Raw genomic sequence first — 21,192 nt, forward strand, 5'->3', positions numbered from 1 at the left:
CCTGTCATGAAAACCATCTATATTGTCCGTCACGCCAAGGCTGAAGGTCAGGCGTTTCATGCATCTTTGACAGCGGAAGGGGAGGAGCAGGCGCACCGCCTCTCTTCCTTCCTGGGGAAATATCCGATTGAAGCGATTTATTCCAGCCCTTTCAAGCGAACGCTGCAAACCATCCAGCCATTCTCAGATTGCAGCGGGATCCCTGTTCAGGAAGATGAGCGCCTGGGTGAGCGGATCCTCAGCGCAAAAGATCTTCCGGACTGGAAGGACAGACTGAGGGAAACCTTCGAGGATTTCTCACTTGCCTTTCCCGGCGGAGAATCGAATGAACAGGGGATGGCACGCGCTTCTTCTTTTATTGATGATGTCCTGAAAAGAAAAGAAGATCACATTGTCGTCGTGAGTCATGGAAACCTGACGACTTTGCTTCTTCGCTACTTCGACGAAAAGTATGGATACGATGAACTGTTCGCATTGAGCAACCCTGATGTGTATCTTGTGACAGCGGGAGAAGGGGAGGTCCGGCGGATTTGGGATGCGTGATTACAGGCGGGCCGTCTTTCGCAGACGGCCGGTTTGGGAATATTAAAAGGATGCTTGGTTCAGAGCGGAAGTGAAACTGCTCATCCAAGCATCCTTTTTATGTCCCACAGGGTTGATTTGATATAAGAACAAAAGATTTTTGACTATTTTGGGTTGAACCTATTACATTTTTGATGTTTCGGTCAGGGTTTAGGAGGGGATCTGTCCCGGTCAGATGTTTTATGATCCATTTCCCGGATTTATGATCCATTCTGCAAATATATGATCCATTTCCAGAATTTATGATCCATTCCAAAAATATATGATCCATTTTCCAGATTTATGATCTTTTAATAATAATTATAAATAACTTGACCTGAATCGGAGGGGCTATCATAAAAGAAAACCGAGCAGAACCTGCTCGGTTTTCTCACGGAAGAAGACCTTCTTAGCTTGTCGTTCGTCCCAGAACGAGCCGCCTCCGCTTTTCTAATGTGCAGCTCCGGCGGCCAGCCCCTCGAGACGTTTCAGTCCGTCCACTGAAGTCAAAGAACGACTTCGCTTGCCGGACTTCCAACGCTTGTCGGGGCTGAACGGGCCACCTCCGCTTTCTATTGTCCAGCTCCAGGGCTTAGAGGCACAGGTCATAAGCCAAATCGTCCAAGAAAGAAAAAAATGCCTTCCCGTCCGCTTCGTCTTATGCCCCCTCGCCTCCGACCAAAGCCCTTCCGCTTTTCTATTGTCCAGCTCCAGTGGTCTGCTCCCGTTTGAAAATTAACCTTAGGCTTTTGAGGCAAAGAGCGCCTCAAAGCCTAAGAACATTTTTCAAAGGGAGCAAAACGCCCACTTCCGCTTTTCTAATCACCAGCCCCGTTCATACTGCTTCGGTGCTTCGATCTCTTCGTTCAGTTCGCCAGCTGCGGTGCGCGGCCAGTATGGGTTCCTCAGCAGTTCCCTTCCGAGGAGGATCAAGTCTGCGCGGTCATTCTGGAGGATTTCTTCCGCCTGGAGGCCGGAGGTGATTAGTCCGACGGCTCCTGCAGGTATACCGGCCCCTTCTTTGATGGTTTCGGCAAGCTTCACCTGATATCCCGGATAAACCGGAATCCTGGCCGGAACGACTGCCCCGGAGCTTACGTCGATCAGGTCGACCCCCTGATCCTTCATCCATTGTGAAAATACCACATAATCCTCTGCGTCCAGTCCGTCCTCATGGTAATCCTTTGCCGATACACGCACGAGGAGCGGGCCGTCCCAGACTGTTTTTATGCCGTCAATCACTTCACGGAGGAAGCGGTAGCGGTTTTCAGCAGATCCTCCATATTCATCGCTGCGCTTATTCGAGAGCGGTGACAGGAACTCGTTGATGAGGTACCCGTGGGCACCATGGATTTCGATGACATCGAAACCAGCCTTCTTGGCCCTTTCCGAGCCTTTCACGAATGCGGTGATGGTTTCTTTGATATTATCCGCTGACATTTCCAATGGGGTTTTCATATTCTCATTGAAAGGGATTGGAGAGGGAGCGATGATGTTACCTTCCAACACAGCTTTTCTGCCGGCGTGCGCCAGCTGGATCCCTGTCTTCGCCCCTTGCTCCTTGATAAGGCTCACAAGTTCGCTCAACCCTTCAATGTGGTCGTCGCTCCAGATGCCGAGGTCCTGCGGGGAAATCCTGCCCTGCGGTGTGACCGCGGTCGCTTCCTGTATGATCAAACCTGTACCGCCGACAGCCCTGCTCACATAATGGGTGCGGTGCCAGTTTTCCACTTTCCCATCTTCATTATGGGAAGAGTACATGCACATCGGTGCCATCACGATACGGTTTTTCAGTTCAATATTCTTCAATGTATACGGTTCGAACAGTTTTGATTTCAATGCAAAAAATCCCCTTTCACCTATATTTCGAGTGCCTAAATAATAATGCGTTTTCATTATATCAGCAGCATTTTAGTGAAGAAAGAAATTTGCTTTTTACTTTACCCGGTTCAATCTCAATTCTTTTCCCATTTCCTGAGAGCGGTTCTTTGCTGCATCGACACAATGTGTAAAGGCTTCGCTTACTCCATATTGTTCAAGGACACTGATGCCTGCTTCCGTCGTTCCGCCCGGGCTGGTTACATTCTTTCGAAGAATTTCAGCTTCGAGACCGGATTTCTCAAGCATCACGGATGCACCTGAAATGGTTTCCTTGATCAAGGCTTTTGCCAGTTCACTGTGCAGTCCCAGGTCCACCGCCGCTTTTTCTATTATCTCTGCGACATAATAAATATAGGCCGGTCCGCTTCCTGATACGGCTGTGATCAAATCCATCTGTTCTTCCGGGACTTCCACCGCCAAACCGACCGAAGAGAAAAACTTCATCGTCCATTCCCTCTGCTTTTCTGAGAGGGATCCATTACATGTGACGGCCGTTGCGGATCGTCCAACTGAAGCACTCGTATTCGGCATCGCCCTGGCAACCGCTCCGTTGAATGCCAGAGCTTCCCGGATCTGTTTGATGCTAATGCCCGCAAGAACAGAAATGATAAGTGTATCACTGGTCAAAAAACGCTTGACGGCAGGAGTTGCACCATGGAAATCCTTTGGCTTCATGGCGAGGATGATCACGTCGAATGGTTCATGTGAAGGGAGATGGTCATGCACCCCATTTACGCCGAAATGGTTTGTTACTTCTGTCAGCAGCTGACCGTTCGAGCGGTTTGTGACAAATACGCTTTCTTTCTCCAAAACCTTTGCTTCAAGGGCCCCGTTTAATAAGGCATATGCCATTGACCCGGCTCCGACAAACAATGTCTTCATTTACTATTCCCTCCTTATGAAAAATGCTGCAGCAAAACCTTGCTTGAAAAAACAAAAGACCCCTTCATCCATAAAGGACGAAAGGGTCATGCTTCCGTGGTACCACCTTGTTTTATCCACCGGAAAAGCCGGGGGATACACTTGATTTCCATGTAACGCTGGAGACGTTCTATTTTAAAGACGCTCTAAAGGCAGGTTCACAGACAAAGTGGACGACAGTGCCTTCCAGCCTGACGGGCACCGTTCTCTTGCGTCATTCATCTGTTACTATTCTTTATCATCGCTTTACCAATATGTTATAGGTGATTATCTTAAAAAAGCAGCTTGTCTGTCAAGTGCTTATTTCAGTATATTCACAAGATAAGAAAAATGACAAAGAAAGGAATAAAATGTACACTATGAAATGAAGGATCATTCATTTTTCATGATCGAATAACTGGAATGTGGTGAAACCATGACAACAGCTTTTGTAAATAATATTGCTAAGATTACATTGTCAACTCCGTATGCGGTCGGGGACGTCAATGTCTATTTGATAAAAGGGGACGTGCTTTCCCTGATGGATGCCGGTCCGCTGACGGATACCGCATGGGAACAGCTGAAATCCGCGCTTGGTTCTTTGGGCTATTCAATTGAGGATATCGAACAGATCATCCTTACCCATCATCATCCCGACCATGCAGGGTTGCTCGAAAGATTCCCGGATTCCGTGAAAATAATCGGCCATTCATATAACCGGTACTGGATCGACAGAGATAAATATTTCCATAGATTCTATGACCGTTTTTTTCATCAATTGGGGAAGGAATCGGGACTTCCGGATGTTTACCTGGATGCAGTCCCCAAATTCAAAAGCCCGCTGAAGTATATGGGGAACAGGGCACTGGACAAAGTGATAAAAGAAGGGGACGCCTTACCGGGTCTGCCTGGGTGGCGGATCATCGAAACACTCGGCCATGCCCAGAGCCACCTTTCTTTTTACCGGGAAAGTGACGGGGTGATGATCGCCGGCGATCACATCCTCGCCCATATCTCTCCCAACCCGATCATCGAACCGCCCTTCGAGGGAGGGGGCAAGCGGACAAAGCCTCTCCTTCAGTACAATGATTCTTTAAGGAAGTTAATGGATATCCCCATTTCATATGCTTATACAGGACATGGGGAGGAAGTCGATCATGTACATTCCCTGATCCCGAAAAGACTTACGAAACAGGCGGAAAGGGCAGAGGGGGTCCTCGGGTTGATCCGCGGGAAGCAGCAGACTGTTTTCGATATTTGCAGGCTCCTGTTTCCTTCGGTTTATAAAAAGGAACTCGGTCTTACCTTGTCAGAAACAATCGGCCAATTGGATTATCTGGAATCCCTCGGGTCAATCAGGAAAGAAAAACAAGGGGATACTTTTTACTACCATGCATAATCGAGGTGAGGGAAATGAATAACAGAATCAAAGGAAAGAATATCATCATCACAGGCGCATCGGGGGGAATCGGAGAAAGAATGGCCTTGAAAGTGGCTGAGAACGGAGGGAACCTGGCCTTGATCGCCCGCCGTCTTCCGCGTCTGGAGGAGCTGAAGCAAACGATCGAGGACCGCTTCCAATCAAAAGTGGAAATCTACCCGCTTGATGTTTCCGACTACGAAGAAATTCCGGGCGTTTTTCAAAAGATCCTGAATGATTTCGGAAAAGTCCACGGTCTCATCAACAATGCAGGATTCGGCATCTTCAAAGAAGCGCATGAGGTTCCTTTTGCAGAAGTTAAGGGCATGTTCGAAGTGAACGTCCTGGGCCTGATGGCATGTACGGGAGAAGTCCTGTCCCATATGCGAGAACAGGGATCCGGCCACATCATCAATATAGCTTCGCAGGCTGGAAAATTTGCCACGCCTAAATCGAGCGCCTATTCGGCGTCGAAACATGCGGTTCTCGGTTACACCAACAGCCTTCGGATGGAAGCGGTAAGATACGGGGTGAGGGTCACAGCCGTGAATCCCGGGCCGATCGCCACAGACTTCTTTTCCATTGCCGATGAATCAGGCACATACGTGAAAAATGTCGAGAAGTGGATGCTGAAGCCTGATTTTGTAGCAGAAAAAGTGGTGGACGCCCTCTTCACAAACCGCCGGGAAATCAATCTGCCGCGCTGGATGAATGCAGGAAGTGTCATCTATCAATTGATTCCATCATTTGTCGAAAAAGTGGGAAATAAACTTTTTTTCAAAAAATAGTGAAACCAAATAGTACTTTAGTACGTCTAATCTAACAAGGAGGGAGTCGAGTCTATGAAAAAACAACCTGTACTATTCATGCTGTGTGTCTTTTTTCTTTTATCCGGATGTAATGCTTCCGGGGTCGGCAAGCCTCAGCAAGATGAAGATTTCATAGGCTTTGCGACTGATATAGACATTTCGAATAATAAAGTACTGATCAATGACATATGGTTTTCATTCGATAAACAGACAAAGTTTCATTCAGATAAAAAGAAATCGTTACATAAAGAGAGTCTAAAAATCGGTCAGAAGGTAAAGGTGAAGTATGACGGGGTGAAGGGAGAATCTTTTCCCGGCAGTGCAGCAGCGCGGCAATTCATCCTGCTGACCGATGAACAAAGCGAAAAAGAAGGGGACGCCGTCGAGCTTGTGGTGAATGACCCCCGTTTTTCCCAGGTTGTCGTGCAGTCGATGGAGAAAAATCCGACAGGGATGTATTCCCTGCGCTTTACAGACTTAGCCCTCAACCGCGATGTCCACGTGCTTATCAGCATTGAAGACAAACGCGTAATCGTACCCATTAACACATCTGCCAATGAATGAAAGAGCGGCCGGCAAACCGCTCTTTTTTTCGTGCAATGATCCTTCAATCGGCTGCAGCGGCAAGCAAAGGTTTTCCATCTTCCTTCAAGTCTTTACGAATCTCCCCTGTCATCTCCACTGGATTATTCAAAAGAAAATGAGGGTATGCATCATTGAACAGGGAAATTTTCCTTGTCCAGTAAATTTGATGCCTATTTTTTCTTTTTCGTGGGAAACTAGGATCATCTAAGGGAAAGAAGGATGTGAATGTATGACGGGAATATTGTTAGCCCTCATCCCCGCGGTCGCATGGGGGAGTCTTGTGTTTGTAAGTGTCAAGCTCGGGGGGAATGCCTACAGTCAGACGGTCGGGATCACGATCGGCTCCCTGCTGTTCGCTGCAGGTATTTTCCTTTTTAAATCACCTGAATTATCGATGCTTGTCTGGAGTGTCGGCTTTATATCGGGTGTATTTTGGTCAGTGGGCCAGGTGAATCAGCTGGCAAGTGTCAAGTTTATCGGGGTTGCAAAGACCGTACCTATTTCTACAGGGATGCAATTGATCGGTACGACTCTTTTTGGGGTATTGGTATTCAAAGAATGGACGACCACTGAAACCATCATGCTTGGAAGCGGGGCTGTCATTGCGCTTATCATCGGCGTCATCCTGACTTCCTACACCCAGAATTCCGAAGACAAAGACAATCAGCAATTGAAAAAAGGGCTTCTGACACTGTTTATTTCAAGCCTTGGATATATTGCATATGTCGTCGTCGTCCGCTGGTTCGAAATCGACGGCTGGGAAGCCGTTTTACCGCAGGCCATCGGAATGTTCATCGGCGCGGTCGCCATTACCATCAGGCATAAGCCATTCAATAAATATACAGCCAGGAACATCTTGACCGGGCTCATGTGGGCAGCCGGGAATCTGGGGCTCTTGCTCGCACTGCCGAGAATCGGTGTGGCCACAAGTTTCTCATTGTCCCAGACGGGAATCGTGATCTCAACAATCGGAGGCTTGTTCTTCCTGGGTGAAAAGAAATCGAAGAAACAAATCCTGCTTGTGATTGCAGGATGTATCCTGATCATCATCGGCGGCGTATTGCTTGGCTTTACGAAAGAATAGTCCGGGCAGCGTGGACTCATTGAAAAATAAAGGAGGAAATCATATGTATGCTGATTTACAAGGGAAAGTGGTCATTATTACAGGAGCTGCCACAGGGATCGGAAAGGCGATTGCCAAACGGTTTGCAGAGGAAAAGTGCAAGGTGGTCATCAATTATTTCAGTGAAGAAGAGAATCCGGAAGAACTGCTGAAGGAAATCGAACAGGGCGGGGGCACCGCATCCATCATCCAGGGGGACGTAACAAAAGAGGAGGATGTCGAAGCTTTTGTCAAATTCGCCCATGATACATATGGCAGCCTCGATATCTATGTGAATAATGCAGGAATTGAAAATGAAGTGCCTTCGGAAAGGCTGTCACTTGAAGATTGGAACAAGGTGCTGAATACCAATCTGACCGGAACATTTCTCGGCTGCCGTGAAGCGGCGGAGTATATGCTGAAGAATGACATAAAGGGGTCCATCATCAATATTTCTTCCGTTCATGAAATCATTCCGTGGCCGCATTTTGTCCATTATGCTGCCAGCAAAGGAGGAGTGAAGCTTTTGATGGAAAGCCTGGCATTGGAATTCGCCCCTGACGGCATCCGTGTCAACAACATAGCCCCCGGCGCCATCGATACCCCGATCAACGCCGAAAAATTCTCCGACCCGGAGAAGAAAAAAGGTGTTGAAAAACTGATACCGCTGGGCTACATCGGCGAACCCGGACAAATTGCTTCCTGTGCTGCATTTCTGGCCTCGGAACAGGCAGGCTACGTGACAGGGACGACACTGATCGCAGACGGCGGGATGACGAAGTACCCGGGATTTCAGGCCGGGAAGGGATAATGTTTTCCAGGTTGGCATGAGGGTCTGTCCTTTAATGGGGGCAGGCCTTTTTTTGGCGGCTCTCCGGCTATCCGTTCTTTGGTGGATTTCTTCAGGAGACTTCCTCTTGTGTTCGATTTTTACTCCATTCCCAATAATTTAAGTTGAAAGCGAACGTATATTCGTATAAAATCATACATATAATAAAAGAGAACGGACGTTCGCAGTGATAAGGAAGGAGTGAGAAGGATGACTGTCGACTACAGCGGGCTGCCGCATCACAAGATTTTATGCATCGATATGAAGAGCTTTTACGCCAGCTGTTCGGCTGTCATGCTCGGCCTCGATCCGCTCGAATGCCACTTGGCGGTTGTCGGGGACCCGGACAGGCAGGGAAGCATTGTGCTCGCTGCATCTCCCAGGTTAAAGAAGGACTTTGGCATCAAGACCGGATCGAGGATGTTCGAAATCCCAAAGGATCCCCGCATCAGGCTTGTGGAGCCGAAAATGGCCACCTACGTACGCATTTCCACTGAAATCACCCGCTTGTTTCATCGCTATGTCCCGAAAGACGCCATCCATACGTACAGCGTCGATGAAAGCTTCATCAAAATCGACGGGGCCACCCATCTGTGGGGGGACGCCATGACCATCGCCCGTAAAATCAAAGATGATATGGAAAGGGAGTTTCAGCTGCCGTGTGCGATCGGCATCGGGCCGAATCTGCTTCTATCCAAACTCTGCCTCGACCTTGAAGCAAAGAAGGAGGGAATTGCAGAGTGGAAATATGAAGACGTGCGGAAAAAGCTTTGGCCCCTGTCCCCTCTCAGCGAGATGTGGGGAATCGGCCGCCGTCTTGAAAAGACGCTCAACCGGATGGGGATCTTCTCGGTCGGGCAGCTCGCGCAGTATGACCTCGGGAAACTGGAAGCGAAATTCGGGGTGATGGGCAACCAGCTGTATTATCATGCCTGGGGTGTGGACTTGTCCGAGATCGGGGCGCCGATCATGGAAGGGCAGATCAGCTTCGGCAAGAGCCAGATCCTTTTAAGGGACTACAAGGAAAGGAAGGAAATCAAGTCGGTCATCCTTGAAATGTGCGAGGAGGTGGCCAGGAGGGCGAGGACGCACCAGAAGGCCGGACGGACCGTCAGTTTCGGGATCGGATACAGCCGGGAGGAATTCGGGGGCGGGTTCCACCGGTCGCGGACAGTCGATGAGCCGACCAATATCACGATGGACCTGTACAGGGTCTGCCTCGAGCTTTTCGAAGAGAATTATAACGGAAAGACTGTCCGGAAAATATCCATTGCCCTTTCGAATATTGTTGAAGATGAAACGATGCAGATTTCCTTATTCGAGCCGAAACGGTGGGAGAAGCGGGAATTGGGATATGTGGTGGACAGGATCCGCCGCAAATATGGATCGGCTTCCCTGCTCAGGGCAGTATCCTATACGGAGGCGGGAACGGCAAGACATCGTGCGCGTCTGGTCGGGGGTCATAAATCGTGATGAAATCCAGGAGGTGAGCAAGTGATACGGGACCGCGGAAGAATCAAATGGACGTCCATGATGCTCCCGGAGCATGTAAAATTATTACGGGACTGGGCGAAGGAAGATACGTACGAAAAGAAAAAAGAGCTCGATGAACAAGAATTGGAAATATTGAACGAAACAGTGGCGGAAGCAATGGAGTTTGGGAAAGCCGTAGCGATCACCCACTATGTGAATCATCGTCATGAACTGCTCGTCGGCCTCATCCATCACGCCGATTCATTGGAAGGGAAGCTGCACGTGGTGGACAGCGACGGGAAAGTCCGCTATATCCCCTTGACAGGCATCTCGGACATCCGCTTTTTTGAAGAAGGCTGAAGAAAAGAGAGGCTGAAGGCCTCTCCGGTTTAAAGGATTATTCCTCGTCCAGCACTTTCTCAGCACGTACACAGGATTCGAATTTCCCCTTGTGGGACGCGTCGCAGAACGGCATTTTAGCAGACAGGCCGCAGCGGCACAGAGAGAAGACCTGCTTCGTAGGAAATACATTTCCGTCAGCATCGATCAGCTCCACATCCCCGCTTACACGAAGAGAACCGTTATCATTGACTTTGATTTGAGCTTTTGCCATGAAAAACCACCCTTTCTATAAAATACAAAAGTTTCCCCATACTGATAGTAAAGTGAAAAAGGGAAAAATGCAATATAATAAAAGGAAGCAAAAAAATATGATAGGATGGAGGGGAGGAGGAAGTCACATGAATATTCAACTTACAGATGCAGCAGCAGAAAAGATAACCGAGAAAACAGCAGGCCAAATAGGCCATTTGAAATTGAAATATGACATAGACGGGTGCGGATGTGTAGTGTCAGGCGTCCCGACCTTATGGTACGTATCAGAACCCGATGAAATTGACGATGTGACAGTCGAGACCAATCATTTTCCGATTTTGGTAGAAAAGTCGAAAACGGTTTTCCTTGACGAAGAGCTGAAAATCGATTTTTCTACAGCCAGTAATACGTTTCAACTGAAAAGTCCGGGACAGATCCTCAACGGAAGGATGAACTTCATCCTGTACCCTGGAGAATAGAGAAAAAGCCGGTCCTCAAAGGGAACCGGCTTTATTTTCGTTCAAGAGCCTTTCATACATTTCCGCGATGGCTGCCCCGTTTTTCCAGCAGTCGCTCCCGTCTTCGGTACACCAGCAGGCAGACAGCACCGAGTGGCAGAATCCGTAGGAAATCAGTCTTTCATAGGAAAGGGAAAGAAGGGAAGAGAAGGCTGCCGTCCTGAATTTCAAAAGTTCATAAGGATATTCATGGTCCTTCCAGTGATTCAGGGTGTACTGGATGCAGTCGTATTCCCGCTCCCCGATCAGTCCTTTGGGATCGATGGCCGTCCAGCCCGCCGATCCGGAATAGAGGATGTTCTCATGGTGCAGATCGCCGTGAAGCAGGTATCGTTCCTGTGAAGAACTGAGGAGCCTGTGGAAAAGTGACTCTGCCTTTGAAATCATCTTCTCCGGCAGGGGACCGTTTCCGTCCTTAAAGCGGGATTTATAACGTCTGATGCCTTCCGACCAGGCTTCGACATCGGGAAACGGATGGGAAGTTGAAGGCTTGTGCCACAATTTTTCCGCAATAGAAGCGAAAATCTTTAACTGCTTCATTTCATCCTTCAAGGAATGAAGGGCATGGCCGGGCTGTATATGCGTCAAGATCATCCAGCCTGCTTCCAGATCCGAATCAATGACTCTCACCATGGCATCACCCGCGAACTCGCGGAGTGCATGGAACTCATTGGAAAACTCTTTATTGGAATATCCCATTTTTAATACCGCAGAAGTACCGTCCGGGAGAACGGCGGGAACCACAAAGTTATAGCTCAGGGAAAAAGGTTCGCCGAGTGACAGGCTGAGTTTTTCCTGAAGGGAAAGAATGGTTTGCTCTGCCTGTCCGACCCAGGCCGAACCCTTGTCTCCATACATCGCTTCCATTTTTGCTTGAAAGTATTCGGGGATCATTTACTCTGCCTCCCTTCCATAGTCCACAACTTCATCAAGGAAGTGCTGAACCACGCCGTCATACTTTTCGGGATCTTCATTGTAGGATTGGGCATGGGTGCCGCAGAAGTTAAGATGCATCATTTTCGGTCCCGGCTTCTTGTGAAATAAATCTTCCGTCATTTTCGGCAGGATATAATCATCCTCCATGCTGTGGATGAACAGGACAGGCTTATGGATATTCCCGATGACCGAAATGGGGGATAGTTCCTTTAATGAATAGCCCTCGCGAAATTTTAATGTCCGGCTTACGAGGGGCAGCAGGAATCGCGCAGGAATTTTCAGTTCCACGCTCATCCTGTAGGCAAGCTGTTCACCGAAATCGGAATACGGGCAATCTGCAATATAAAAGTCCGCCCGGTCCTCGACACTGCCCCCGTAGAGAAGGATGGTGGCTGCCCCCATGGACTCACCGTGTATGCCGAAAAAGACATCTTCACCTTCCCGGCGGATCAATTCATCGACGACGGCTTTTAAATCGAATTTTTCGTAATATCCGTAGCTGGTCGACTTCCCGCCGGATTTCCCGTGCCGCCGGTGGTCATAGATGATGGCATTGAATCCTTTTTTAATGAACAGATTCATATATTTAATGGAATTAAGCTTGTTTTCAGTAACACCATGCGCAAAGATCATATACCTCTTATGCGGGTGGGGAGTGACGAAAACAGCATTGAGATCATATCCGTAAGGCGAGGGGATGTACACTTCTTCTTTAGGGAGCGCATCAAACTCTTCCTGGATGAGCCGGAGTGCATCGATTTCCCTTGAACGAACCGATTTTTCATCTTTCTTGGGAAGGTACAGGAAGGTATTCGTAATGAAATAGCCCAGCCCGCCGATCCCGAGGGCGGACAGGAGGCCGCCTATCAAATAAGATTTTTTCTTCATGATTTCACCTCATAGACTTTCAGCTGTTCTTTCATTTTAACATCAGGAGGAAAGAAGTGGAATTCACAGGGGAGGGAATAAAAAAGAAGCGCACCCAAAAGTTTGGGAGCGCGCTTCTAAAGAAGAATCAAGATTTTGCATTTTGCCCTTTGGTCGGGTGAATCGCTTTATCGAGCTCTTCTGCAGACAGGGTGTTCCTTACAGTATCGCTGTTCGTCTTTCCTTTTTGACTATTTCCCTTTTCGCGTTTTTGACTCATGTTTTCATCTCCTTTGCATTCATTCAATCTTAGAATGCTCGTGGAGCAGGAGCGGTATTCAAACTCTTATTTATTAAGCTCGTAAAGGCGGTAATATCCGCTTTCAACAGGACGGGAGATAAAAGGCTTCACGACATCGATCGCCTGCGAGATCTTTTCGAGGTCGATGCCGGTTTTCACACCCATCTCTTCCGCCATGAATACGACATCTTCGGTGGCCACGTTCCCAGTGGCTCCCGGAGCAAAAGGGCATCCCCCGAGCCCGCCGGCGGAACTGTCAAAGCGGTCCACACCGGCCTGCATGGAAGCAAGGATGTTGGCAAGGGCCATTTTCCTCGTATCATGGAAATGAGCGGTCAGGAGAAGACCGGGCAGTTCACTTTTCAGTAAAGTGAACAGTGCATGGGCTTCAAGCGGATTCGCCCGGCCCACGGTATCCGCTACACTCAATTCATCCACGCCCATATCCGCGAATCTTTTACATAAGGCAAGTGTATCCTCAGGGAGGATCTTTCCTTCGTATGGACAGTAGAAGGCGGTCGAAATACAGGCCCTCACAAAATATCCGCGTTCTTTTAACTCGTTGATGAGAGGTTCAAGGTCATTGAGAGAATCTTCAGTTGTCTTATTAATATTTTTTTGATTGAACGTATTGCTTACCCCGACAAATACAGCCACTGCCCTGCAGCCCGTTTCATAAACACGCTGAAGGCCTCTTTCATTCGGTGCAAGGACGAAATCCCGCGAGTCACTGGTAAGACACGATTCCACTATATCGCCTGCATCCTGCATCTGGGGAACCCACTTGGGAGAGACGAAAGACGTCAGCTCCATTTCCCTGATGCCGGAGTCCTTCAACCGCAATATAAATTCTTTCTTCGTTTCAGTCGGAACAAAGTTCTTTTCATTTTGCAGGCCGTCCCGCGGGCCCACTTCGATAATTGTAATATTTTCAGGTAATTTCAACTTATCCATCCCCCTTGTTATTATTGTAGGAAAATTTCGACAACAAAATCAACTAAATTTTTTAAGAAAGAAAAAGGAAATTGAAGCGTTTACATAGAAAAGGTTTAAGTGGAGATATGTTTGCCTATTCTCTAGTGGAAGGAATTCATGAGAATCAGTCAGAATGGGAGGAAGAGAAATGTCGAACGAAGTGGTAATTGTAAGCGCTGTCCGAACAGCGATCGGGAGCTTTAACGGCTCATTGAAGGATATTTCGGCTCCTGAGCTTGGAGCGGTCGTAATCAAAGATGCCCTTGAAAAGGCAGGCGTGAAAAAAGAAGATGTCGATGAAGTGATCATGGGGAATGTCCTGCAGGCCGGATTAGGTCAAAATCCTGCAAGGCAGGCTTCCATTAAAGCAGGTTTACCCGAGAGTGTACCTGCCATGACGATAAATAAAGTATGCGGATCCGGTTTGAAAACCGTACACCTGGCCACTCAGGCAATCCTTGCCGGGGATGCCGATATCATTGTTGCAGGCGGGATGGAGAACATGAGTCAGGCCCCGTATTTATTAAAAGGGGCAAGGAATGGATACAAAATGGGAGACCAAAAAGTCGTGGACAGCATGATTTCCGACGGCCTGTGGTGTGCGTTCAATGATTATCATATGGGAGTCACCGCTGAAAATCTGTGTGACCGCTATTCCTTATCCCGTGAAGAACAGGATGAATTTGCAGCGTGGAGCCAGGAGAAAGCAAGTGCTGCCATCGAGGCAGGCAGATTCAAGGATGAAATTGTCCCAGTACATATTCCACAGCGCAAAGGGGATCCGGTTGAGTTCAGCCAGGATGAATTTCCGCGCAAGGGCTCCACTGCAGAGAAATTGTCAGGGCTCCGTGCAGCATTCAAAAAGGATGGAAGTGTCACAGCCGGCAATGCGTCAGGAATCAACGACGGGGCGGCAGCTGTCGTAGTCATGTCGAAGAAAAAAGCAGATGAGCTCGGCATCACCCCCCTAGTCACAATTAAGGGGAATGCAAATGCAGGTGTCGATCCAAGCGTGATGGGGATCGGGCCGGTTGCGGCAGTGAAGAAGGTGCTGGAAAAAACAAAGATGAACATGGAAGACATGCAGCTGATCGAGGCAAATGAGGCGTTTGCCGCACAATCATTGGCGGTGGATAAAGAACTTGGATTCAAGCGGGACGCCCTCAATGTAAACGGCGGAGCGATTGCTTTGGGACACCCGATCGGAGCGAGCGGGACAAGGATCCTTGTTACCCTTATCCATGAAATGAAGAAAAGAAAGGTACAGCACGGCTTGGCTACATTATGCATCGGCGGCGGCCAGGGTGTAGCGACAGTCGTTGAACTGCATCAATAAAAAGCAGGCTGAATGACAACTAAGGAGGGAAAACAATGAAACAGGTTTATACTTCATACAGTGAAGCGGTGGCGGATATACAGGACGGAGCCACGCTGATGGTGGGCGGATTCGGTCTGTGCGGAATCCCCGAGAAATTGATCCTTGCACTGGTGGATAAAGGCGTGAAGAACCTGACTGTCATCTCCAACAACTGCGGAGTGGATGACTGGGGTCTCGGTTTGCTGCTGAAAAATAAGCAGATCGATAAAATGATCGGTTCATATGTAGGTGAGAATAAAGAGTTTGAAAGACAGGTATTGTCAGGGGAACTCGAAGTGGAATTGGTGCCGCAGGGGACACTGGCGGAAAAGATCCGTGCTGGCGGCGCTGGCATCCCTGCTTTTTATACGCCTGCAGGAGTGGGGACACCGGTTGCCGAAGGAAAAGAAACACGCACCTTCAATGGTAAAGAGTATCTGCTGGAAGAAGCATATACGGCTGATTTCTCACTCGTCAGAGCCTGGAAAGCAGATAAAATGGGCAATCTTGTTTATAACAAGACAGCGCAGAATTTCAATCCGATGATCGCTGCTGCAGGAAAAGTGACCATAGCTGAAGCGGAAGAAATCGTAGAGATTGGGGACATCAATCCGAATGAAGTACACACTCCAAGCATCTATGTTCAACGATTGGTTCAGGCAGAGCAGGAAAAACGCATTGAAAGAAGAACAGTCAAAGCCTAGAAGGGAGAGTGGAATAGGATGGATCGTGCGAAAATGCGTGAAAAGATCGCCAGGAGAGCGGAAAAGGAAATTCAAGATGGCTTTTATGTGAATTTAGGAATCGGAATGCCGACCCTGGTCGCCAACTATATAACAGAAAACAAGCAGGTTGTACTTCAGTCGGAGAACGGGCTGCTCGGAATCGGGCCATACCCGACGGAGGAAGAGCTGGATGCCGACTTGATCAATGCAGGGAAAGAAACGGTAACTGCCATCCCCGGCTCCGCTTACTTTAACAGTGCGGAATCCTTCGGGATGATCAGGGGGGGACATATCAATATCGCCATTCTTGGCGGTATGGAAGTTGCTGAAAACGGCGACCTTGCCAACTGGATGATCCCCGGAAAGATGATCAAGGGGATGGGCGGAGCGATGGACCTCGTACATGGTGCCCAGCGGATCATCGTCATCATGGAACATGTGAACAAAAACGGGGAAAGCAAGATCCTTAAAGAGTGCACCCTCCCTCTTACAGGGCAGGGAGTAGTTGACCGCATCATCACCGACCGTGCCGTCATGGATGTAACAGAAGATGGGCTGCTTCTGCGTGAAGTCGCGAACGGATTCACCGTCGAAGACATCCAATCGTCAACCGCCGCCGAACTAAAAGTGGCAGAAGACGTCAAACTCGAAGCATACTAAATTAACAAACAAGCCATCCTGAGAGGATTCTTCTTTCTTTCGGATGGTTTTTTATGTTGTAATGATATAGTTAGAAGAGAGTTCGTCGTTTTAAAACTGATCCAGCTTTTGATTAGAGTGCAAGACGAAGACTCCTAACCGAAATGCGGAAGGGCTTTGCTCAGAGGCGGGTGGCATAAGACGAATCGGCCACGAAGACGCTCTTTGCCTTCTTGGTCGGTTTGGCTTATGACATGTGCCTCTAAGCCCTGCAGCTGGACAGTTCCCTTCTCTGCCGAGGGAGGCTAACGGGCTACCCGCGGGAAGCGAAGTCCTGCACGGAAATCAACAGCGGTGATCGAAGAATATTTTATTTACATAGACAGGGGGATCTCCGATGTCCAAAAAAAAGAAACAAGAAGCCGAATTGACATTAAAAAACTCAATCAATGCCGACCTGTTTGAACAGCTCAAAAATAAAAAGAAAGAGCTGGAAAAAGTGGAAGAAGTAAAAAAAGATGAAGATCGGAAGCGTAAAGCGGAAGAAAGAAAACAACGAGAGAAAAACAAATCCTTCGAAGAACTATTAAATGAAAGCGATATGAACTGGCAGAATTATAAGAAGTAAAAGTACTTTCATAAGGAGAAAAAGCTGCAAGGGGAACCTGCAGCTTTTCTATGAAATGCCTTAATCAGCAAACAGCTCTCATTTACAGTTATGGGCGGTATATTCAATTTAAGGGCGAAATTCTTGATTTAAGGGCGGAATCAACAATATAAGGGCGGAATCCTCGAAATAAGGGCGACCTGCCGATTTTTCGACAAAAAACGCCTTCCGCTTCTGCCTACACCAAACTTAATCCCGCCCTCACTAATTTTCATCTCACTATTTTATTCCAAAAAGCAACCCCGCCGGCAGATCCGGCGAGGGTGCTTTGCACCATTCTAATCCCGGTGCTGTTCATATCGTGAAATTTTCGTCAATTGCTCTAACAGCTCCAATTCTTCTGGAGAAAGCGGCGGCCGGTTGACGGCTTCAATGTTTTCTTTCAACTGGCGGGCCGAACTGGCTCCCGGGATGACAGATGCGACCCCGCTGCGGGCAAGGTCATACTGCAGGGCCAGTTCATTCATGCTTCTTGTCTCCGATGCTTTTGAACGGATGGCAGCCAGGGCTTCTTCAAGCTCGGCATAGGAATAATCCAGGTATCCGTCCTTTCTTATTTTATCTGAAGCTTTTGAAAGCATCTTGTCGGAAAGGAGCCCTTTTGCAAGGGGACCCCGTGCAATGATGCTTACTTGATGTTCCTCAAGCAGATCCGTCCATTCCTCAGGACGGCGGTCGAGCAGGCTGTACTGCATCATCACGCTCTGAGTGGAAGAATGGCTTAAGAAACGTTTGATGACATTCGGACGAATCGAAGAAATACCGTATTCACGGATACAGCCTTCTTCTTTCAATTCTTCAAATGCCTCTATACTCTCTTCAAAGTTGTCCTTGATCGTCCCGCCGTGAAGCTGGTATAAATCGATATAATCCACGTTCAGCCTTGAAAGGCTGTCTTTTACTGCCGACTTGATATACTCCTTGGACGGATCCCATCTCCACCCGTCCTTGACATCATTCCACCGGTTCCCGACCTTGGAGGCGATGATCACATCATCCCTCACATCTTTGAGGGCGCTGCCGACGATTTGCTCATTCCTGCCGAAATCATATAAATCAGCGGTATCAAAATAGTTGATGCCGTTCTCAAGTGCCGTCTGGACGATTTCTTTGGCATGCGTCTCGTCGGTGCCGAGCGACATGCAGCCGAGTCCCATTTTTGAAACATATAAATCAGATGCACCAATTTGTCTTTTTTCCATCATAACCGTCCTTTCCATCAATACTTTCACTATCTATTATTTTAACGAAAGAAGGGCCGGTTAAACAAAGGATATGACTTTTTCACTCGGCAGCCGGGTCTTATTCTTTGATAAGTGCAGCCGTCCACTCTTTAACCGTGTCATATTTCCTGCTGTATTCCTTCAGCTTTGCCCTGACTTCCCAAGCTTTTCCGGCAAGAATGACACGGTCTTTCTCTACGATTACCTGCATGAGCGGTCACCTCATCCTTTCTATGAAATATGGTAAAATGTATGAAGGTAACGTGATTGTAAGAACAAGGAGAGTTGTTTAATGAAAAAATTCGAAGAAAAGACGCTTGCGAGTGAAACCATTTATCAAGGCAAGATCATTGATCTGCAAATCGATGAAGTCGAGCTTCCTAATGGAAAGACGTCAAAAAGGGAGCTGATCAAACATCCAGGGGCAGTGGCAGTCATCGCTTTGACACCCGAAGGCAGGATCGTGATGGTGGAGCAATACAGGAAGGCCCTGGAAAAGTCGATCGTCGAGATTCCGGCAGGTAAGCTGGAACCCGGCGAAGAACCTGTCAAAACCGCTGCAAGGGAACTGGAGGAAGAAACAGGATACGGATGTGAAAACCTCCGGCACCTTATTTCCTTCTATACTTCCCCGGGATTCGCTGATGAACTAGTGCATCTTTATATCGCTGAAAACATTACACGGATAGAGGATGCAAGGGGACCTGATGAAGACGAGTTTGTGGACCTGATAGAAGTGACGGTGGAGGAGGCGCTGAATCTCATAAAAGAGAAAAAAATCTATGATGCCAAAACAGCCTATGCCGTACAGTATCTCCAACTTCAGCAGTTTTATAAATAGGCTCTTTTCTCCCATGAAAATACCGGACCTTGGATATTTTCAGATATGTAAATCAAGCTATATATAGTATCAAATGCGAAAAGAGCACGTGTACTTACTACGTTTAAATTCTACATGTTGTACGATAGCAAGACTCTTTTGAAAACAGCCTATATATAAACAGAGAAAAGACGCCCCTTTTAACTGACTTAAGAGGGGCGTCTTTCTATTGGATTTGAATAAACAGCAGCGGCATAAATTGTCCCTTCTTGCATATATTCTACTAATCGGTATCTGGGAGGAGCGTCGTGATGCGCAAAAAAATATCAAATTCAAATCCACTCGTCCAACATGTACAAGCACATTCCTCAATCTATTTATTTGTCATTACATTGTTTTTAATGGGAATCATCTTCGGGGCGATCGTGGTGAACTCGCTGTCTTTTGCTCAAAAAGAAGATTTATATTTTTATTTAAGTAAGTTTTTCAGTGAAATTGAGGGCGGGAGATTCACCTCGGCTGAAGAACTGTTCAGGCAAAGCTTCCTTCACAATGTGAAATATCTCGGTTTGATCTGGATATTGGGAATCTCCATCATCGGTCTGCCGCTTATCTTTGTATTATTGTTTATGAAAGGGGTCGTGGTCGGATTTTCAGTCGGCTTCCTGGTGAATCAAATGGGCTGGAGCGGGTTTCTGCTTTCTTTTGTGAGCGTGTTGCCCCAAAACATCATCATCATCCCTGCTTTCATCTTTATAGGAGTTGTCAGTGCGAGCTTTTCACTCACGCTGATCCGGAAGATTTTTGTCCGGCACAGTTCGTCCCTGCAATTTCAAATCGTTCCCTTTTTATCAAGGTACGTCATTTTCTTCGTGATTGCCGTAGGTATTGTGACCGCCGCCGCAAGTATCGAAGCTTATCTTTCTCCCAATTTAATGGAAGCAGTCATTTCGAAATTGAAATAATCATTCTTAAATGAGAATCATTTTGGTTTCTTGATTATAATAATTTTATTTTGCTTATTCCTCCCTTTTTGATATAATAATATAGACGTTGACGAGGGAGGGAAGGACTATGGAAAGTCGCATTGAACGAATCAAAAAGCTGCTTCATTCCGCCAGCTATAAATTGACACCACAGCGTGAAGCTACTGTACGCGTGCTGTTGGAGCATGAAGAAGATCACCTGAGTGCCGAAGATGTATACCTCCTCGTTAAGGAAAAATCTCCGGAAATTGGACTTGCAACGGTGTATCGCACACTCGAGCTGCTGTCTGAACTGAAAATCGTGGATAAGATCAATTTTGGTGATGGAGTTTCACGGTACGACCTTCGTCAAGAAGGAGCCGCCCATTTCCACCATCATTTAGTTTGCATCGAATGCGGTGCTGTGGATGAAATACAGGAAGATCTGCTTGAAGATGTCGAAAAGATTGTTGAGAGAGATTGGAAATTCAAAATTAAAGATCACCGATTGACCTTTCACGGAATCTGCTCAAGATGCCAGGATAAAGAGGAAGAGTCTGAATAGTAAATGGAAAAGCCCTGAAGAAGCCGGTTATTGTTTCATCTGAAACGATTCTATACATATCTTAAGGGCTTTTTTTAATCTTCCGGAATTTGCTTCTGTCATAGCCGGAAGGCCGGAACCGGTCAGCGTATGAACGATATAAAAGAAGATAAATTATGTCCCCTTTGGTATAAAACAGCCCAAAATCGTCATAGCTTGTATTATAGAGACGGATGGACTGCAGAAATCATATCAAATGGAGGACAGACTTATGAAAAAGGGTCTTGGAGTGGTCTGGCAGACCATTAAAGTATTTATTTTATTTACCGGATCCACAATCCTGTTCTATTATGGAATCATGTGGATAAGTGAAGAGTACGAAGGGTACCACAAATACGATGAGCCGGAGGGAGCCGCGGTGAAAGTGTTCTCTTCCGTCGCGGATGAAGAAAGCCACTGGTACGATCGTTTATTATTTTTTTACATGAACGGGGAGTAATG

At 47.4% G+C, this 21,192-nt stretch carries 26 protein-coding genes and 1 other annotated feature; of the genes, 17 read left to right on the forward strand and 9 right to left on the reverse strand.

The features are described 5' to 3' along the window. Positions 1 to 6: 6 nt before the first annotated feature. Positions 7 to 543 (forward strand): histidine phosphatase family protein, encoded by a 537-nt coding sequence (locus tag BHE18_RS10515; RefSeq protein ID WP_071618529.1) that lies wholly within the window; start codon positions 7 to 9, stop codon positions 541 to 543. Positions 544 to 1,383: 840 nt separating this feature from the next. On the opposite strand, the gene namA is transcribed toward BHE18_RS10515, so the two are convergent. Together namA and proC are read right to left on the reverse strand one after the other, a co-directional pair. Then, positions 1,384 to 2,400 (reverse strand): NADPH dehydrogenase NamA, encoded by a 1,017-nt coding sequence (namA, locus tag BHE18_RS10520; protein WP_071618530.1) that lies wholly within the window; start codon positions 2,398 to 2,400, stop codon positions 1,384 to 1,386. Positions 2,401 to 2,496: 96 nt separating this feature from the next. Next, on the reverse strand, positions 2,497 to 3,324 hold the full coding sequence (proC, locus tag BHE18_RS10525; RefSeq protein ID WP_071618531.1) for a pyrroline-5-carboxylate reductase: 828 nt from the start codon (positions 3,322 to 3,324) through the stop codon (positions 2,497 to 2,499). Positions 3,325 to 3,394: 70 nt separating this feature from the next. After that, positions 3,395 to 3,614: a binding site (T-box leader), on the reverse strand. A gap of 164 nt (positions 3,615 to 3,778) precedes the next feature. Here proC and BHE18_RS10530 point away from each other — a divergent pair. The 7 genes from BHE18_RS10530 (at position 3,779) to BHE18_RS10560 (ending at position 9,920) form a co-directional block, all read left to right on the forward strand. Continuing rightward, a complete protein-coding gene (locus BHE18_RS10530; protein WP_071618532.1) occupies positions 3,779 to 4,741 on the forward strand; it encodes an MBL fold metallo-hydrolase in 963 nt (320 codons plus the stop codon). A 14-nt stretch (positions 4,742 to 4,755) separates the two neighbouring features. Next, positions 4,756 to 5,550, forward strand: coding sequence for an SDR family NAD(P)-dependent oxidoreductase (locus tag BHE18_RS10535; RefSeq protein ID WP_071618533.1), 795 nt, complete (start codon positions 4,756 to 4,758; stop codon positions 5,548 to 5,550). Between the two features lie 54 nt (positions 5,551 to 5,604). Further along, entirely contained in the window at positions 5,605 to 6,135 is a 531-nt protein-coding gene (locus BHE18_RS10540) for a DUF3221 domain-containing protein (RefSeq protein ID WP_071618534.1), read from the forward strand. A 250-nt stretch (positions 6,136 to 6,385) separates the two neighbouring features. Continuing rightward, positions 6,386 to 7,240: a GRP family sugar transporter gene (locus BHE18_RS10545; protein ID WP_071618535.1), complete on the forward strand. Its 855-nt coding sequence runs from the start codon at positions 6,386 to 6,388 to the stop codon at positions 7,238 to 7,240. Positions 7,241 to 7,283: 43 nt separating this feature from the next. Next, the gene (locus BHE18_RS10550) at positions 7,284 to 8,069 is read left to right on the forward strand and encodes a glucose-1-dehydrogenase (RefSeq protein WP_071618536.1); all 786 of its coding nucleotides are present in this window, start codon (positions 7,284 to 7,286) and stop codon (positions 8,067 to 8,069) included. 228 nt (positions 8,070 to 8,297) lie between these two features. Beyond that, positions 8,298 to 9,560, forward strand: a complete 1,263-nt coding sequence (locus tag BHE18_RS10555) for a Y-family DNA polymerase (RefSeq protein WP_071618537.1) — start codon at positions 8,298 to 8,300, stop codon at positions 9,558 to 9,560. A gap of 21 nt (positions 9,561 to 9,581) precedes the next feature. Then, on the forward strand, positions 9,582 to 9,920 hold the full coding sequence (locus BHE18_RS10560) for a YolD-like family protein (protein WP_071618538.1): 339 nt from the start codon (positions 9,582 to 9,584) through the stop codon (positions 9,918 to 9,920). A 37-nt stretch (positions 9,921 to 9,957) separates the two neighbouring features. On the opposite strand, the gene BHE18_RS10565 is transcribed toward BHE18_RS10560, so the two are convergent. Then, positions 9,958 to 10,173, reverse strand: coding sequence for a CDGSH iron-sulfur domain-containing protein (locus BHE18_RS10565; RefSeq protein WP_032087805.1), 216 nt, complete (start codon positions 10,171 to 10,173; stop codon positions 9,958 to 9,960). Positions 10,174 to 10,300: 127 nt separating this feature from the next. Between BHE18_RS10565 and BHE18_RS10570 the strand changes: the two genes are divergently transcribed. Then, entirely contained in the window at positions 10,301 to 10,633 is a 333-nt protein-coding gene (locus BHE18_RS10570) for an iron-sulfur cluster biosynthesis family protein (protein WP_071618539.1), read from the forward strand. A 15-nt stretch (positions 10,634 to 10,648) separates the two neighbouring features. Here BHE18_RS10570 and BHE18_RS10575 read toward each other — a convergent pair whose 3' ends face one another. The 4 genes from BHE18_RS10575 to BHE18_RS10585 all read right to left on the reverse strand — a co-directional run bounded on the left by BHE18_RS10575 (position 10,649) and on the right by BHE18_RS10585 (position 13,730). Then, the gene (locus BHE18_RS10575) at positions 10,649 to 11,566 is read right to left on the reverse strand and encodes an aminoglycoside phosphotransferase family protein (protein ID WP_071618540.1); all 918 of its coding nucleotides are present in this window, start codon (positions 11,564 to 11,566) and stop codon (positions 10,649 to 10,651) included. Next, a complete protein-coding gene (locus tag BHE18_RS10580) occupies positions 11,567 to 12,496 on the reverse strand; it encodes an alpha/beta hydrolase (RefSeq protein ID WP_071618541.1) in 930 nt (309 codons plus the stop codon). A gap of 127 nt (positions 12,497 to 12,623) precedes the next feature. Next, entirely contained in the window at positions 12,624 to 12,755 is a 132-nt protein-coding gene (locus tag BHE18_RS23765) for a hypothetical protein (RefSeq protein ID WP_268876307.1), read from the reverse strand. 66 nt (positions 12,756 to 12,821) lie between these two features. After that, on the reverse strand, positions 12,822 to 13,730 hold the full coding sequence (locus tag BHE18_RS10585) for a hydroxymethylglutaryl-CoA lyase (RefSeq protein WP_071618542.1): 909 nt from the start codon (positions 13,728 to 13,730) through the stop codon (positions 12,822 to 12,824). A gap of 169 nt (positions 13,731 to 13,899) precedes the next feature. Between BHE18_RS10585 and BHE18_RS10590 the strand changes: the two genes are divergently transcribed. The 4 genes from BHE18_RS10590 (at position 13,900) to BHE18_RS10605 (ending at position 17,100) form a co-directional block, all read left to right on the forward strand. Then, the gene (locus tag BHE18_RS10590) at positions 13,900 to 15,087 is read left to right on the forward strand and encodes an acetyl-CoA C-acetyltransferase (RefSeq protein WP_141771855.1); all 1,188 of its coding nucleotides are present in this window, start codon (positions 13,900 to 13,902) and stop codon (positions 15,085 to 15,087) included. 35 nt (positions 15,088 to 15,122) lie between these two features. Further along, positions 15,123 to 15,812 carry a CoA transferase subunit A gene (locus BHE18_RS10595; RefSeq protein ID WP_071618544.1) on the forward strand — a complete coding sequence of 230 codons (690 nt, stop codon included), beginning with the start codon at positions 15,123 to 15,125 and terminating at the stop codon, positions 15,810 to 15,812. 18 nt (positions 15,813 to 15,830) lie between these two features. Next, positions 15,831 to 16,493 carry a CoA transferase subunit B gene (locus BHE18_RS10600; protein ID WP_071618545.1) on the forward strand — a complete coding sequence of 221 codons (663 nt, stop codon included), beginning with the start codon at positions 15,831 to 15,833 and terminating at the stop codon, positions 16,491 to 16,493. Positions 16,494 to 16,869: 376 nt separating this feature from the next. Continuing rightward, the gene (locus tag BHE18_RS10605; protein WP_071618546.1) at positions 16,870 to 17,100 is read left to right on the forward strand and encodes a YqkE family protein; all 231 of its coding nucleotides are present in this window, start codon (positions 16,870 to 16,872) and stop codon (positions 17,098 to 17,100) included. A 317-nt stretch (positions 17,101 to 17,417) separates the two neighbouring features. On the opposite strand, the gene BHE18_RS10610 is transcribed toward BHE18_RS10605, so the two are convergent. Both BHE18_RS10610 and mciZ read right to left on the reverse strand, forming a co-directional pair. Continuing rightward, positions 17,418 to 18,341, reverse strand: coding sequence for an aldo/keto reductase (locus BHE18_RS10610; protein ID WP_071618547.1), 924 nt, complete (start codon positions 18,339 to 18,341; stop codon positions 17,418 to 17,420). Positions 18,342 to 18,441: 100 nt separating this feature from the next. Continuing rightward, positions 18,442 to 18,573, reverse strand: coding sequence for a Z-ring formation inhibitor MciZ (mciZ, locus tag BHE18_RS10615; protein ID WP_071618548.1), 132 nt, complete (start codon positions 18,571 to 18,573; stop codon positions 18,442 to 18,444). A gap of 81 nt (positions 18,574 to 18,654) precedes the next feature. Between mciZ and BHE18_RS10620 the strand changes: the two genes are divergently transcribed. The 4 genes from BHE18_RS10620 (at position 18,655) to BHE18_RS10635 (ending at position 21,190) form a co-directional block, all read left to right on the forward strand. Continuing rightward, on the forward strand, positions 18,655 to 19,203 hold the full coding sequence (locus tag BHE18_RS10620; protein ID WP_071618549.1) for an NUDIX hydrolase: 549 nt from the start codon (positions 18,655 to 18,657) through the stop codon (positions 19,201 to 19,203). Between the two features lie 290 nt (positions 19,204 to 19,493). Further along, a complete protein-coding gene (gene spoIIM, locus BHE18_RS10625) occupies positions 19,494 to 20,147 on the forward strand; it encodes a stage II sporulation protein M (RefSeq protein WP_071618550.1) in 654 nt (217 codons plus the stop codon). A 109-nt stretch (positions 20,148 to 20,256) separates the two neighbouring features. Then, positions 20,257 to 20,712, forward strand: coding sequence for a ferric iron uptake transcriptional regulator (gene fur / locus BHE18_RS10630; RefSeq protein WP_032087818.1), 456 nt, complete (start codon positions 20,257 to 20,259; stop codon positions 20,710 to 20,712). A gap of 250 nt (positions 20,713 to 20,962) precedes the next feature. Continuing rightward, positions 20,963 to 21,190, forward strand: a complete 228-nt coding sequence (locus tag BHE18_RS10635) for a YqzK family protein (protein WP_032087819.1) — start codon at positions 20,963 to 20,965, stop codon at positions 21,188 to 21,190. The last annotated feature ends 2 nt before the right edge of the window (positions 21,191 to 21,192 follow it).

The sequence above is a fragment of the Rossellomorea aquimaris genome (assembly GCF_001877785.1).
Taxonomy (GTDB): domain Bacteria; phylum Bacillota; class Bacilli; order Bacillales; family Bacillaceae_B; genus Rossellomorea; species Rossellomorea aquimaris_A.